Origin of the sequence: Clostridioides sp. GD02367, assembly GCF_045900275.1 — a bacterium.
In the GTDB taxonomy this organism is placed as follows: domain Bacteria; phylum Bacillota; class Clostridia; order Peptostreptococcales; family Peptostreptococcaceae; genus Clostridioides; species Clostridioides difficile_A.
Map to the genome: position 1 here is coordinate 135,091 of NZ_JBJODK010000005.1, position 14,235 is coordinate 149,325.

Consider the following 14,235-nt stretch of genomic DNA (forward strand, 5'->3'; position numbering starts at 1 on the left):
CTTTAAAGGAGTGCTTAAATATGTCCCCAAAAAGAACCTTACAAATCCTTCTTGATGTTGAAATGATTGGGATGTTACCAATTATAATGGCATATGAACTGGTTGGCGAATCTGCACACGAATGGCTAGGATTAACGATATTTATTATATTCATTCTACATAATATTTTAAATTATAGGTGGTATAAAAATATACTAAAAGGTCGGTATTCATGTACTAGAATTATCCTACTCATAGTAAATATTCTATTACTTGTTTGTATGGTATGTTTAATGCTCAGTGGAATAATTCTCTCAAATCATGTTTTTGTTTTTCTGCCAATACATAATGGTATATCATTAGCCAGAATAGTACATTTACTTGCTTCTTATTGGGGGGTTGTGCTGATGTCAATACATCTTGGTCTTCACTGGAGAATCATGATAAATACTGTAAATAGTATGTTTTATATTAAAAATTCAAAAATTAGAGTTTGTATTTTAAGAAGCATTTCTACTGTGGTAGTTGTTTATGGTATTTATGCATTTGTACAGCAAAACATTATAGATTATATGTTTCTTGTTAATCAATTTGTATTCTTTGATAAAGAACGCTCAATAATTTTGTTTTTTATTGATTATTTGTCAATTATGGGGATGATTGTGTGTATTGTGAGCTGTATTTCAAATTATTTTCAAAAAATTGCCTTGTTAAAACAGAAATCTAAAGCATTACATAACTGAATCAATATGCATATAAATTAAAAAAACATTAGTCATATGGCTAATGTTTTTTATTAATTAAATAATATTCTGTTCTTTATAAATAATCATCTATAATGTAGTGTAATCTTTTTTCATATTATTTTAATGTACTTTTAGTTTTAATAATATCAATACCAGAGTAAATCAAAGTATAATAAGAAAAAATAAAAGTAGTTGTAAAGCTTGTAATTACTTGCTTCTATACTAATTACTATACCACAAAATAACAAAAAAATCAAGTCGAGTAATCCCTCAACTTAAGTGATATACTAGGTATTAACAATTTTTTATTAATAAAATATAACTAGAGGCTAATCTATGTTTTTTCAATTTCTTTAATTAAATTAACCTCTAATTAAGTAATTATAAGGAGAAATATTATGAACTTAACAAAAGGATTAGATGTTTTAAAAGTTTCATCACATGTATTGGGAGAAAATAAAGTTATGTATATTCCTGTAATCTATACAGAAGATGAGGCAACTCTTGTTGATACTGGTCTTCCAGGTCAAGGAGAGTTGATAATTGAGGCTCTTAAAAAAAGTAATACAAGCTTCGATAAATTAAAAAATATAATAATCACTCATCATGATATAGACCATATAGGAAACATAAATTACTTAAGAGAAAAGTCTGAAAATAATATCAAAGTATACGCATACAAAAGTGAAATTAGCTATATAACAGGGGAAGAGACTCCTTATAAACTTTATATGCTAGAACAAATGGTGAATAATATTGATGATAAGATGCTTAGTATGTTAAATGTTATGGGACTTGGGTTTAAGTCATCATATACTAAAGTAGATGTATCTTTGGATGACCATGAAGTTTTAAATTTAGGCGAGGAAGTAGAAGTCATACATACAGGTGGTCACACTAGAGGTCATATATGCCTTTATTTAAAGAAATCTAAAGTACTTATTGCTGGTGATTTGTTACAGATAAAGGATGGGGAACTCGAGCCAGTTGATGTGATGCATAGCAACAAACAAGAATTGGCAGATGCTATCAAAAATATAAGTAATTATGATATAGAGGAAGTAGTTTTTAGTCATGGCGGATTGTTTCAAAACAATATAACTGAGGCATTAAAAAATATAGTTATTGAATAGTATTATTATCAAATAGTATTATGTGATTTAAAATAATCTACAATAATTTCTTAAATTACTTAAAATAATGCCTGAATGTGAAGCAGGAAAATTAAAGATAAGTAATAAAAAAATCCTTAGAATCTATTTATTTAAATTCTAAGGATTTTTTTAAGTTCTAAAGATGTTATTAAGTTGTAAGGATATTAATTTTGATATTAAATCTTTAAGTTCTAAGGTTATTAAATTTATTACAAACATATCTCTAAAGTCGAAGTTAGTTGCTAATCATATTGTTCATACCTTTTATTTTTAATAAAATTCTAGTAACTAAAAATAATATAGGTAACTCTATCAAAGGACCGATTATAAGTGCTAACGATATTAAAGGTTTATCTGGAAAAGTAGCTACTGCAATAGCTAATGCTATTGGAGAGTTTCTAGCAAGTGTAGTTAAATTTAGGGATACACTATCCTCATAACTTAGATTAATTGCTTTACTTATAACTCTAACAAAAATAAAGTTTATAATAAAAAATATTAATATTGGTACTAGTAAAATAAATAAGATTTGATAATTTTCTAGTAGTATTTTTCCTTGAGATGCGAACATTGCAACTATAGCTATGTTTAAAAAATATCCTTGGAAATCACATGCCTTTGAAGTTATTCTGAATATATTTGTATGAATTCTATTTGACCCATTAAGATACCTAGAAGTACCATTCCTAAAATAATAAAACTCTGAAACTTATTTACTTCTTCCATGTAGACTTCCTTTATTCGAAAATTAATTTTAATTGAAAATTCATATCAATTATTAAATTATAACACGATAATTGATTTTTAAAAACTCATTTAAAAAATAATTACGTATTGTGTATTTTGCACAAAATAAATGCCCATATAATCATTCATTAGAATTATAAGGGCATTTTAGTAGTTAATTTTAATATTAAATTAATATACTCATTTATGTAATCTATAAATCTTTTAACTTTTCAACTATTAATTTATTATTAATCTTTGATGGTTCAAACTCAATAATCTCGTAATCACCAAGTTTGTTAATATAAAAAGGGTCTTCTTGGATAATTTTATTAACTTCTTCTTTATCAGCATTGCATAAAATTATTCCACCTATTCTAGGATTTTTTCTTCCAGAGCATATGAATTTATTATTTGCATAATATTTATTTAAAAATTCTATATGTGCATCTAGTTTTTCTTCAATTTTATTTAGTTCAACTGTATATGTTATATTTACTATTACCATATGTACATCTCCTTAGATAAAGTATATTTAATACATTTAAACTATCACTTCTAAGTTACAAAGTCAAATATAAAGCTAATGTAATACGATTGTATGATGTTAAATTTTATTAAAAAATAAAACAAAGTATAATGTTATAAAAAAGGTAATCATTCAAGAAGTATTGGTCAAAGCCATTGGATGTTTAGGTGTAACACATTTTGCAACTAAGGTAGGTAAGCTTTAGGAAATGTGGTATAATACTATATTAGTATTTTGAGTTAACAAATTAGTTTAATTATGATTTTATAGAATTAATGACAATTAGTTTAGTTCACTAATTGTCATTAATTAAAACTTACTATTTCTGAGCTAATAAATTGAAACACCCTTTGTTGATAATTTTTTTAAAGCCTTTTCTGTAGAATTTACACTTTTACCAAGAACACCATTCTTTATGATATTAACATGGTACCCTCTGTTTATTGCTCCTAATGCTGTCTTATAAACACAAGCTGAAGAGTCTAATCCAACAATTGAGATTGTATCAACTTTATTTTCTTTTAGAGATTCACTAAAACTTTTGGATGTAAAGGAATCTTGCTGATGTTTAACAAACACTTCATTATTTTCGACCTTTAAATCACTACAAATGGAAGCTCCCTTTGACCCTTGAAAAAGGCAACCACCCATTGAAATAAGGCAAAATAGAAAATCAAAGTGATGAAATTCTTGACAGATATATACTATTTTTTGTCCTTGTTCTTTAGCTTCAATGATAATTCTATTTACACTACTTACAAATTCCTCTTTTTGAGGATAAATTCCATCTTTTCCACACATAGCTTCTTGCATATCAATAACCAACAAAATCTTTTGAGGTTCTTGAAAATCTTGTATTTTTTCTCCTTTTGTAGTGCGTATAAATACAATCATTCTAATAATCAAAATTATAAGAAGAAAGTATGATATGGCAGTGGGCGTAAAAGAACACAATGCAGCAAATATGATAATACTACATAGTTGTACAAAAGTATAGAAACCTTTCATAAATAAGTCTCCTTTTAGTTTATATTTTTAATATTTGGATAATATTACTTTTATTTTTAATGATATGTGCTATTACTTTTTGTACTTTGTAATAAAAGCATTGAAAGCAGTAATAAGTAGTTGTTTTTCTTCTTCAACTGTAAGAATTAGACTTCCTTTGTAGACTAAACAAGCAATACCATGAGTATAAATCCATATATTATAAAATAATTCTTTTGCCTGTTCAAAACTAAGCGAACCTTCACTAGCAGCACTATTCACCACAAAATCAAGTTGTTTAGATGCTTGTTCATTTAAATTATAATTTATAGTACTATGTTGCATAATAGCTTCAAACAAATTTGGGTATTCTTTGGCAAAGTTAATATATCCAAGTCCATAAGTTAAAAAAGCAGAATCATCTAAAGAGTAATCACCGATATATTGAGAAGGATAATCACTGATATATTGAGTATGAAATGTATGGATTTTTTCCTCTACAGAAACACGCAAATCTTCAACTGTCTGGAATTCTCGAAAAATTGGGGCAACTGATGTACCTAGTACTAGTGCAACTTTCTGAGCAGTGATGACAGTAACACCTTCATTTTTGGCTACTTCAAATCCTGCATTTATGATTGCATCTCTATCTGTTTTTATTTTAGGTGGCATAAGCTCAACTCCTTAAAATAGTAATTGTTATCTAACAAGTACTATTTTATACTCTAAAAAAAACACTGTCAAGTAAACATAGTAAAAGATATAATTTATTCTAAATTGTATCTTTGATTTAGATATTAAATATAGCATTACAAGTATTTTAGATAATAGTTTATATACTACAATTTGAAAGTTTTATAATACTTAAGTTGAAAAATATAATAATTGTGAACTTTGTTACCTTATAAATATTTTTTTATTATTTTTACGATATATAATAATTATTGTAATTGATTTTGTGAAATTATTACTGTAATATCTAATTATATAGATAAGGAAGTGGAGTGATAACTATGTGTTTAAAAAAATTATCAAAATTAGAGTTAGTTATTATGAAATTTATTTGGAATTTAGATATAAAAACAAATTCATATGAGGTTATTGATTATATGCAAGAAGAGCATAATTTACCAGAGAAAGTAGCTTTAAAAACTCTATCAAAATTATCAAAGAAAAAATTCTTATACGTACAAGAAACGAGTAAATGTACATACTATACCGTTGCAATCAAAGAAAATTCGTACTTTGAATTTATATCAAGAAATGTACAAAGCCTTTTGAAGAATATTTTTATAAAGAATTTATTAGTGTCATTTCATGAAGAGGAGTTAACAGCAGAGAAGATAGACTCATTGGAAAATTGGGTGATAAACTGGGAAGAAGTTTGTATATAATCTAAAAAGAGTTTTATAATGGTTTATTTACAGTTATAAAGCTCTTTTTAACTGTGTAAATTTAATATAAAATAAGAAACCAGTTATATAGGAATCAATAAAAGGAGGTTTTGTAATATGAAAAATGAGATAGTAGTTATTGCTCCTTCTAAGCTATTTTCAGATACTGTATATGAAGTGCTTGAAGAATTACACATAAAAATTCCATCATATATTGCTACAGGTAAAGAAACCATAGAACTAGCAGACAATCTAATTAACTTAGGTACTAAAGTAATAATTACTCGTGGTCAAAATGTTGATTTATTGCGCAAAAACGTTTCAATACCAATAGTAGATATTGGATACAAATACGAAGATATATTTTATTCATATAAAAAAGCACTTAAGTATTCCTCAAAAATAGGATTTATAGGTCTAGAATCATCATATAAGACAGCTAAACGATTCAAAGAAATCTCAAATTTTGATTTAGAAATACCTAAGTTAAATTCTCTTTATGAGTTTGAACATACAATAAAAGAATTAATTGATGATGGTATTGAAATTTTCATAGGTGGTAAAACAACAAAAGAAATCACTTCTAAATATAATAAACCTTGTATAGAAACTGAAGTAGAAAAATCTTCTATTCATGCATCTATCAATGAAGCAATTCATCTATATAACATAGGAATTGAAAAGAGAATAAATAACTCTATTACAGAGGAAATTTTAGAATGTACTCATAGTGGGATAATCGCCATTGATAAAAATCACTCACAACTTTTTATAAATAATCAAGCAAAAAGATTACTATTTAACCAAGTTGATAAATTTATAAAAGATTATTTAACCTCTAGTGATATTTTAGATTCACTTAAAAATGGACACTCTCTATGCAATAACATAATTAATTTTAAAGGTTCTTCTCTTACATTTGACTGTTTTCCGATTATAATTGATAATTTACATTTTGGATGTGTTGCAATTATACAAGACATAGAAAATATTCAATCTACAGAAAAAGAAATAAGAGAAAGTCTGATTTCAAAATCTCATTGTGCAAAGAGTTCTTTTAATGATATATTAGGTTCGAGTGATGCATTAATGCACTCAGTAAACATGGCAAAGAAATTTGCTAAATCTGATTCCACAATTATAATTACTGGAGAATCTGGTACTGGTAAAGAAATATTTGCTCAAAGTATCCATAATTACAGTAATAGATTTGATGGACCTTTTGTGGCTATAAACTGTGCAGCGATACCTGAGAACATACTTGAAAGTGAACTGTTTGGGTATGTAAAAGGTGCTTTTACAGGTGCAAGAAACGAAGGCAAAGCAGGTGTATTTGAATTAGCACATAATGGAACTATATTTTTAGATGAAATAGGAGAGATTTCTAAAGATGTACAAGTCAAACTGCTTAGAGTATTGCAGGAGAGAGAAGTTACTAGAATAGGTGATACTAAAGTTGTACCTATTAATGTAAGGGTTATAACAGCTACTAATAAAAATTTAGTAGAGCAGATTGACAATAACAACTTTAGAGAAGATTTATTTTACAGGCTTTGTGTGTTGAAATTGGATTTGCCTCCTCTTAGAGAGAGAAAAGAAGATATAGAGCAACTGACATATGCTATTATATCTCAATATAATAAACCAGTTTCAATATCTGATTCTGCACTTAAACTATTAAGTAGATATGATTTTCCTGGTAATATAAGACAGTTAAAAAATATAGTGGAGAGATTGGTCGTTATGTGTGATGATAATTTTATAGATGAATACTTGGTTTCTGACATCTTAATTTCTGAACCACATTTTAGAAAGGATACAAATTCAGCACCAACAACCGATTATTCTCCTACTTTGGTGGATAATAAGATTGTAAATTATGAAAAAAAATTAATTCTTGAAACACTGGAGAAAAATAATGGAGTAAAATCTGCCACTGCAAGTCAACTAGGGATTAGTACTACTACTCTTTGGCGTAAACTTAAAAAATATGAGCTTTCTAATTAAATAAAATAATAATTAAGTACTAGTATTTTATAAGTAAAATAATAATTAAATAAAATAAAAATACGATTAACTAAATTGATAGTTAATCGTATTTTGAAATTTATATGTATAAATATTTTATAGATATAGAGTAGAGGTCATTTATTATTATGCTCTGTAAACATCATCTATAATTTCTACACCTTTTTTTTCTAACGTTTCTTTTACCCAATCTCTATTTGCAGTTCCTTCAGAAGCCTTTACCACCTTAGCATGGTCTTGCTGAGCATTTGCTTCTGCTTTCTCAATAAGGTCTACTGCATCATTTTTAGGAATTACGATTACACCATCTTGGTCTCCCAGTATTATATCACCTGGATTAACAGCAATCCCACCTATAGATATAGGAACATTTACCTCACCAGGACCTTCTTTATATGGACCACCTGGAGTAGTTCCTGTAGCATATATTGGACAATTAGACTTTGATATAACATCAATATCTCTTATTGGACCATCTATTACTATTCCAGCTACTTTTTTGAAATCTGCAAGATATTTGTACATTATCTCTCCCATAATAGCTTGTGTTCTATCTCCATTATTAGATAGTATTATTATATCTCCTTCTTGAGCTATATTAAGAGCTTGATGAAGCATTAAATTATCTCCTGGTCTTGATTTTACTGTTAATGCAACTCCACACATTTTGTTTTGTGGTGAAGACATTAACTTTATTTCTGAACTTAATGCACTTGACCTATACATGCAATCTCCCACATTTGCTGCTGGTAATACACTGAATCTTTTTACAAGTTCTTTATCTGGTAAGTCTCTTTTTAAATATACTCTATTTCCTATTGTCATTTTAAATTCCTCCTAATAAGTGTTTATTATTTACTAATCGTTGTATATAGTTGCATTATCCCAATCTATTGATTTTACTGGCCATGTAGGATTTTTACCTTCAAATACTTCATTAACTCCAATTGCAGAGTGTAAAGAGGCTCTATTAGTAGCTTCTTTAGTTGCTGCTCCTATATGAGGAGATACCACAACATTATCTAAATACAATATAGGATTTTTTGAATCAACTGGTTCTTGTTGTAATACATCTAAACCAGCACCTGCTATAATATTATCTCTACATGCTTCATATAAGGCTTGTTCATCTACAACACTTCCTCTTGCTGCATTTATAAAAAACGCTGTTTCTTTCATCATATTAAACTGTTCTTTTCCTATAAAGTTTTTAGTAATAGAAGTTGTTGGACAGTGAACAGAAACAAAATCACTTTCTTTATATATCTTGTCTATATCCCTAGTTACTTCTATGCCTTTTGGGAAATCTTTAGATGATTTATATGGGTCATATGCAACCACTTTCATATTAAATCCATCCATACACATCTTAGCAACTCTTGAACCTATGTTTCCACATCCAATAATTCCTACAGTTTTTCCATCAAGCTCACATTTAGGAGTTCTTAATTTAGCTTTATAATAGTCCTCTATAAAGCTTTTTCTTACTTTTGTATAATTTCTAGAGCAATATAACATATACATTAGTGTTACTTCTGCAACAGAAGTACTATTTGCTACTGGACAATACAATACTTGAACACCAAATTCTTTTGCAGCTTCCAAGTCTACAGTATCAAATCCTGCACCATGACGTACTATTACTTTTAAGTTATCAGCAGCTTCAAATACCTCTCTTGTTATTTTAGATAACCTAACTATAATTGCATCAATACCTTTTATATCATTTATTATATCTTTAGTATCCATACCTGAACCAGTTATTAGTTCATGTCCTCTACCTTCTAAGTAATCTCTACCTTCTTGCATTATTTCTTGTGGCAATAATATTTTCCAACCCATTTTCTTCCTCCTAATTAATTTTCATATATGTAATCTGGGGCACAATATACTATAAATCCATCTTTTATGGTCATTTCTGTTTTTAATAATTTATCTGCCTCGAATTTACTACCTTTCCAATCTGTATAAATTTGTTTAATATTCATGATGTCAAATATTGCTACATCTGCATTTGCACCTTCTGATAAGCATCCTATCTGATTTTCCATTTTCATAAGTTTAGCTGGATTCTGTGTTGTCATTTTTACAACATCATATAGACTTATTCCCATACATATGTATCTAGACATAAGGTTTGGTAGAGAGAATATAGGTCTTCTAAACATGCTTGCCAATACCAAATCTGTGCTACAAATATCAGCTATAAACCCTTGTTCCTTTGCTTTTAACATGACTTCAAAATCCCCATGTTTTCGACCTTCTCCTGTATCAAATATGATTCCTCTTTCCCTTGCTTTCTTCACACATTCATATAAATTTCCACTTGAGTCGAGGATAGTATTTTGAACGCCTTGATATACATGTTCAAATATATCTCCTGGTCTTAATATGTTTAATACTTCTTCTGTAGGAACTGGTAAATTTGTACAATGAACTTCAACAGGACATCCTATTTTTTCAGCTATTTTAATAGTTTCTTTTAATGGTTCTATTCCTAGACCTTCTACTAAATTTTCACTTAATCTTATTTTTAGACCTAATATATTATCTTTATTTTCATTGTATATTCGTTCTATTTTTTCATGATTAAAATATTTTGGGTCAATACATTCATGGTAGCTAGTAGTTACCAAACCTGCTGAGCAAACTTGCAAGAAACTTTTTATATTAACTTTACTTCTAGCCACAATTGAAGATTTAAATAGTTGATAATTTGCTACTCCTGCTGAACAATCAATTGCACTAGTAACACCTGTTGGAAGATATGTACTATCTGGATATATGCCAATTTCAGTTCCATCTGCAAACATATGAGCATGTGCATCAATCAACCCAGGAAAAACAAATTTACCTCTTGCATCTATTGTGTGTTTTGCTTTATCACCATGTTTATATTCAGTTACTTTTCCGTTGTATATAGCAATTGTTTTATTTCCATTTACATTGTTTTTAGGGTCTATTACATGACCATTTACAATAAGTAAATCTAGCATAATTATTCATCTCCAATATATAAATTTAATGTGTACTTACCATAATCCAATTATTTTCCAGTAAGGTAAACCTATTACTAAGAATATTGCTAATGCAACCATTACCATGATAGTACCTACTTTCCAGAAGTCCTTTTGAGATACATATCCTGATGCAAAGGCTATAAGACCAGCTCCATTTCCATAATGAGTCAATAAAGCTCCATAACTTGCAAAGAATGCTAATAATAATGTAACTATCATTGGGTTTGCTTTAGTAGATAAAACTATTGCAAATAGTACAGGATAAAAAGATGCTACAAAAGCACTATTTGATACAAAGAAGTATCTAACTGCTAAACTTACTAATAATAGAACTATTGTAACTAATAATCCATTTATATCTGATAGATTAAGTACAGTACCCAATTTATCAGCTAACCAATTGTAAAACCCTGCATCAGCTAATGAACCGGCAATACCATAAAATGCACCATACCATATAAATACATTCCATGCTCCTTTAGCACCAATAACATCATCCCAATCTAAAATACCTGCTATAAGGACTAATGCTAAGAATACAAATCCTACTACCTGCATATTTAAGTTTATAAAAGGTATTTTTTCACCAAACATCCATCCAAGAATTGCAAGAATAAAGAATACAACTAGTATCTTTTCTTGTTTTGTAATAGTACCTAATGATTCCAAATCTTTTCTTATCTGTGGTTTAATATCTGTTAAATGAGTTAAACCTGGTTTGTATATCTTATATACTATAAGTGGTGCTACTAGTAAGAATAAACCTGCTGGTACGACTGATGCCATAAACCAAGTTCCCCAAGTTAAGTTAACACCTAACATACTTGATGCCAAAGAAACTGTTATCGCATTGGTTGCCATACCTGTCAAAAATAATGCTGCTGTCCCTTGAGATACTACATATGTTAATACTGTTAAATATGCACCTAATTTTTTAGGCTCATCATCAGGTTTAGAACCTGCACCTTCTGCTATATTTCTAAATATAGGGTATATAATAGTTGTTCTAGATGAATTTGAACCTGTAGCAGGGCTAAGTATTAAATCGCTTATCATCATTAGGTATCCAAGCCCTAAGGTAGAATCTCCTGCTCTTAGTAAAAGGTTATATGCCATACGTTTTCCTAATCCTGTCTTTACAAAAGCTGTACAAACAATAGTTACAACAACTAAAAACCAAGTCATCTTATCTGAATATCCATGAAGTAGTATTGACTCGTCCATAAACATAAGTGCTACACCTACAATGATTAAAGTGATGATTGGTTCTTTAAATGGTTTAATAACAAGACCTGCTAGTAAACCTAGATATAAAGCAACAATATCCCAAGTTTCTTTTTTTAATCCTTGTGGTGCAGGTAAACTCCATACGATTATTGGTATAGCTGCAACAAGTAAGAATTTCATCAACTGTTTTTTATTCATTTTTTTCTCCTTATTTGATTTTAGATTTATACTAAGTTATAAAAGCACAAAATATGCCAACTTTTCAGATTAATACTATTTTTTTATTTTTTTGTGTAATTTATTACGATTTAATTGAGAATCGAATCGATTCAATAAGAATTTATAAAAACCTTTTCTTAGATAGTATCAGTAGTAGTGCTTTATTTTACGATGTTGCATTTCAAAATGAAATACAATAGTTCTAAAATGAAATGTAATATTTCAATTATTAATAAAGCGATACAAAGTATATCTTTAAACAAAGACATAAATAATATGTGACAATTAAAGAAAACATTAAATCTAAATTTTATTATATATATAATTGTATAAATAGTTACACGTATCACTATATAAGTTAGAAAAAGAATATCTATATACTATCTTTAGAAATAAATAAGAAAATGTAGTTTGGATAAATAGGGAAGAGGACTTTGGAAATGTAGTTTTAAAGATTATAAGGTGCATAAGTCGTTGAAAGAAAGCTGATAAATAATAATACTGAGATATATTTATTAAGGGAAATCATTAATATGATACAATAAATATAATATGATAAAGTAGAAAAAATTTAAAATATATGGGTAAATCTTATGAAGATTTTATGGAATCAAAATGTTACATAATAGGATGCTCTGGAAGATATTTTCTTAAAAAAAAGAATAGTGAAAAACTTTTAGAGACTGAAAATTTTATATGAAGAGTAAACTTCAGAAAGATGGTGTATTATGGGTGAGTTACAAAAAATTCCAGGGGTAGGGAAAGCAACAGAAAAATCTTTAATAATGTTAGGGTATACAACAATCGAATCACTTAAAGATGCAAATCCAACAGAAATGTATGAAAAAGAATGCTTAATGTGTGGACAACATATAGATAGATGTCAGTTATATGTATATAGATGTGCAGTATATTTTGCATCAACTGAAAATCCAGAATCAGAAAAATTAAAGTGGTGGTATTGGAAAGATTAAAAAAACTTTTAAAAATTTAAGAATCAATAAAAGAGTTAAAAATCCGTTTTAAATATTGATAAGAGCGAATATTTAACTCTTTCTTAGTTGTAAATTTTATGTAAATCTATCAATCTAAATATCTATCCATCTAGTTAAATATACTATTCAACAAAATAGATTGAGATAATTAATTAGAAACTGCTTCTTCAAGCCATTTTCTGCACTGTTCAATATTTATCATAGGGTCGAAACCTTGGTCTTTACCCTTATTTAAAAGCATATCACAAGGGAAAGTGTTACATTCACCACAATGATTAAGCTTCTTATCTTCACAACAAGTTTTAACCTTACATTCTCCACCCCAAAATGGCTTTTCCATATTTGGACAGCCAGTGCAATTTACTTGCTCTTTTCTTGTACAACTGTTACAACAGACACCACATCTTGATTCAAACATATTCAAACATCCTTTCTAGTACTAGTATTATAAAATAAATTTAGATGACTCTGTAGCTTCAAATAATTGATTTTGAGTCATCTAAATATCACACATAAAGTTATTGTCTTTGCTATACTAAATTATAAAGGCTATTCAAAAAATTCTTTCGCATATTCTACAACACCAGAGACTCCTTTAAACCCACCTTCTAATAATTCTATAGCCATGAAGTTTTCATCTGGTACTTCAAATGGAGCCATTATATTAAATTTACTTGCTATCTGATAACCAAATTTAGGATAATACTTGTCATGACCTAAGACAACACAACCTCTATATCCTTTTTCCTTTGCTATTTTATGTCCTTCTTCAATTAGCTTTGTACCAATTTTTTTACCTTGCATACTAGGAGAAACCGATACAGGTGCTAATGTTAAAAGTACATCATTTCCAACTTTTATTTCTGTAAATAAGATATGACCAACTATATCTCCATCATACTCAGCTACTATTGAAAGTTCTGGAACAAAGTTATCGCTATTTCTTAAACGATTAACAAGATTATGCTCATCATGGTCAGAAACTTCTTCATTTTCAAAGGCAGACTTAATAACATCATACACTTTACTTTTATCACTTTCTTTTTCCTGTCTAATTATCATTTTAATTACACCTCTCAAGGTCAAATATTTATTTACTATATTCAATAATTTTTTAGCTATATTTAATTAACTTTCATTATATAATATAATAGTTAGTTTCACACTAAATCTTTAGTATATTGTTAAATAAATTTAAATAATAATATTATTATGTACATTTATACCTTTA

The 14,235-nt window shown here is 28.1% G+C and carries 15 protein-coding genes; 5 read left to right on the forward strand and 10 right to left on the reverse strand.

Annotated features, from left to right (window positions below; genetic code table 11):
* The first annotated feature begins 86 nt into the window (after nt 1-86).
* Both Q3223_RS08780 and Q3223_RS08785 read left to right on the forward strand, forming a co-directional pair.
* Nucleotides 87-722 carry a DUF4405 domain-containing protein gene (locus Q3223_RS08780; RefSeq protein WP_407811899.1) on the forward strand — a complete coding sequence of 212 codons (636 nt, stop codon included), beginning with the start codon at nt 87-89 and terminating at the stop codon, nt 720-722.
* Nucleotides 723-1,123: 401 nt separating this feature from the next.
* On the forward strand, nt 1,124-1,858 hold the full coding sequence (locus Q3223_RS08785) for an MBL fold metallo-hydrolase (RefSeq protein ID WP_407811863.1): 735 nt from the start codon (nt 1,124-1,126) through the stop codon (nt 1,856-1,858).
* A 256-nt stretch (nt 1,859-2,114) separates the two neighbouring features.
* On the opposite strand, the gene Q3223_RS08790 is transcribed toward Q3223_RS08785, so the two are convergent.
* The 4 genes from Q3223_RS08790 to Q3223_RS08805 all read right to left on the reverse strand — a co-directional run bounded on the left by Q3223_RS08790 (nt 2,115) and on the right by Q3223_RS08805 (nt 4,793).
* The gene (locus tag Q3223_RS08790) at nt 2,115-2,450 is read right to left on the reverse strand and encodes an arsenic resistance protein (RefSeq protein WP_054269182.1); all 336 of its coding nucleotides are present in this window, start codon (nt 2,448-2,450) and stop codon (nt 2,115-2,117) included.
* 369 nt (nt 2,451-2,819) lie between these two features.
* Nucleotides 2,820-3,113: a YciI family protein gene (locus Q3223_RS08795; protein ID WP_054269183.1), complete on the reverse strand. Its 294-nt coding sequence runs from the start codon at nt 3,111-3,113 to the stop codon at nt 2,820-2,822.
* A gap of 351 nt (nt 3,114-3,464) precedes the next feature.
* Entirely contained in the window at nt 3,465-4,142 is a 678-nt protein-coding gene (locus Q3223_RS08800; protein ID WP_407811864.1) for an isochorismatase family cysteine hydrolase, read from the reverse strand.
* 72 nt (nt 4,143-4,214) lie between these two features.
* Nucleotides 4,215-4,793: a WHG domain-containing protein gene (locus tag Q3223_RS08805; RefSeq protein ID WP_054269185.1), complete on the reverse strand. Its 579-nt coding sequence runs from the start codon at nt 4,791-4,793 to the stop codon at nt 4,215-4,217.
* Between the two features lie 341 nt (nt 4,794-5,134).
* Here Q3223_RS08805 and Q3223_RS08810 point away from each other — a divergent pair, with 341 nt between their 5' ends.
* A complete protein-coding gene (locus Q3223_RS08810; protein WP_054269186.1) occupies nt 5,135-5,515 on the forward strand; it encodes a BlaI/MecI/CopY family transcriptional regulator in 381 nt (126 codons plus the stop codon).
* Nucleotides 5,516-5,632: 117 nt separating this feature from the next.
* On the forward strand, nt 5,633-7,522 hold the full coding sequence (locus Q3223_RS08815; RefSeq protein ID WP_243194007.1) for a sigma 54-interacting transcriptional regulator: 1,890 nt from the start codon (nt 5,633-5,635) through the stop codon (nt 7,520-7,522).
* A gap of 147 nt (nt 7,523-7,669) precedes the next feature.
* Here the strand turns inward: Q3223_RS08815 and Q3223_RS08820 are convergent, their stop codons facing one another.
* The 4 genes from Q3223_RS08820 to Q3223_RS08835 are packed head-to-tail and all read right to left on the reverse strand — an operon-like array spanning nt 7,670 to nt 11,988.
* Entirely contained in the window at nt 7,670-8,368 is a 699-nt protein-coding gene (locus Q3223_RS08820; RefSeq protein ID WP_054269188.1) for an RraA family protein, read from the reverse strand.
* Nucleotides 8,369-8,401: 33 nt separating this feature from the next.
* Nucleotides 8,402-9,385, reverse strand: a complete 984-nt coding sequence (locus Q3223_RS08825; protein ID WP_074179134.1) for a hydroxyacid dehydrogenase — start codon at nt 9,383-9,385, stop codon at nt 8,402-8,404.
* A 14-nt stretch (nt 9,386-9,399) separates the two neighbouring features.
* On the reverse strand, nt 9,400-10,539 hold the full coding sequence (locus Q3223_RS08830; RefSeq protein WP_054269190.1) for an amidohydrolase family protein: 1,140 nt from the start codon (nt 10,537-10,539) through the stop codon (nt 9,400-9,402).
* Between the two features lie 36 nt (nt 10,540-10,575).
* Nucleotides 10,576-11,988, reverse strand: a complete 1,413-nt coding sequence (locus Q3223_RS08835) for a DASS family sodium-coupled anion symporter (RefSeq protein WP_054269191.1) — start codon at nt 11,986-11,988, stop codon at nt 10,576-10,578.
* A 749-nt stretch (nt 11,989-12,737) separates the two neighbouring features.
* Here Q3223_RS08835 and Q3223_RS08840 point away from each other — a divergent pair.
* The gene (locus tag Q3223_RS08840) at nt 12,738-12,983 is read left to right on the forward strand and encodes a helix-hairpin-helix domain-containing protein (protein ID WP_054269192.1); all 246 of its coding nucleotides are present in this window, start codon (nt 12,738-12,740) and stop codon (nt 12,981-12,983) included.
* Between the two features lie 169 nt (nt 12,984-13,152).
* Here Q3223_RS08840 and Q3223_RS08845 read toward each other — a convergent pair whose 3' ends face one another.
* Both Q3223_RS08845 and Q3223_RS08850 read right to left on the reverse strand, forming a co-directional pair.
* A complete protein-coding gene (locus Q3223_RS08845; RefSeq protein ID WP_074179136.1) occupies nt 13,153-13,422 on the reverse strand; it encodes a DUF3795 domain-containing protein in 270 nt (89 codons plus the stop codon).
* Nucleotides 13,423-13,553: 131 nt separating this feature from the next.
* Nucleotides 13,554-14,066, reverse strand: a complete 513-nt coding sequence (locus Q3223_RS08850) for a GNAT family N-acetyltransferase (protein ID WP_407811865.1) — start codon at nt 14,064-14,066, stop codon at nt 13,554-13,556.
* Nucleotides 14,067-14,235 lie beyond the last annotated feature (169 nt).

What these genes read in the sequence shown, in the direction of transcription:
- Q3223_RS08780 (WP_407811899.1), top strand. Translation starts at nt 87, where the DNA reads ATGGCATATGAACTGGTTGGCGAATCTGCACACGAATGGCTAGGATTA.
- Q3223_RS08785 (WP_407811863.1), top strand. Translation starts at nt 1,124, where the DNA reads ATGAACTTAACAAAAGGATTAGATGTTTTAAAAGTTTCATCACATGTA.
- Q3223_RS08790 (WP_054269182.1), bottom strand. Translation starts at nt 2,450, where the DNA reads ATGTTCGCATCTCAAGGAAAAATACTACTAGAAAATTATCAAATCTTA.
- Q3223_RS08795 (WP_054269183.1), bottom strand. Translation starts at nt 3,113, where the DNA reads ATGGTAATAGTAAATATAACATATACAGTTGAACTAAATAAAATTGAA.
- Q3223_RS08800 (WP_407811864.1), bottom strand. Translation starts at nt 4,142, where the DNA reads ATGAAAGGTTTCTATACTTTTGTACAACTATGTAGTATTATCATATTT.
- Q3223_RS08805 (WP_054269185.1), bottom strand. Translation starts at nt 4,793, where the DNA reads ATGCCACCTAAAATAAAAACAGATAGAGATGCAATCATAAATGCAGGA.
- Q3223_RS08810 (WP_054269186.1), top strand. Translation starts at nt 5,135, where the DNA reads ATGTGTTTAAAAAAATTATCAAAATTAGAGTTAGTTATTATGAAATTT.
- Q3223_RS08815 (WP_243194007.1), top strand. Translation starts at nt 5,633, where the DNA reads ATGAAAAATGAGATAGTAGTTATTGCTCCTTCTAAGCTATTTTCAGAT.
- Q3223_RS08820 (WP_054269188.1), bottom strand. Translation starts at nt 8,368, where the DNA reads ATGACAATAGGAAATAGAGTATATTTAAAAAGAGACTTACCAGATAAA.
- Q3223_RS08825 (WP_074179134.1), bottom strand. Translation starts at nt 9,385, where the DNA reads ATGGGTTGGAAAATATTATTGCCACAAGAAATAATGCAAGAAGGTAGA.
- Q3223_RS08830 (WP_054269190.1), bottom strand. Translation starts at nt 10,539, where the DNA reads ATGCTAGATTTACTTATTGTAAATGGTCATGTAATAGACCCTAAAAAC.
- Q3223_RS08835 (WP_054269191.1), bottom strand. Translation starts at nt 11,988, where the DNA reads ATGAATAAAAAACAGTTGATGAAATTCTTACTTGTTGCAGCTATACCA.
- Q3223_RS08840 (WP_054269192.1), top strand. Translation starts at nt 12,738, where the DNA reads ATGGGTGAGTTACAAAAAATTCCAGGGGTAGGGAAAGCAACAGAAAAA.
- Q3223_RS08845 (WP_074179136.1), bottom strand. Translation starts at nt 13,422, where the DNA reads ATGTTTGAATCAAGATGTGGTGTCTGTTGTAACAGTTGTACAAGAAAA.
- Q3223_RS08850 (WP_407811865.1), bottom strand. Translation starts at nt 14,066, where the DNA reads ATGATAATTAGACAGGAAAAAGAAAGTGATAAAAGTAAAGTGTATGAT.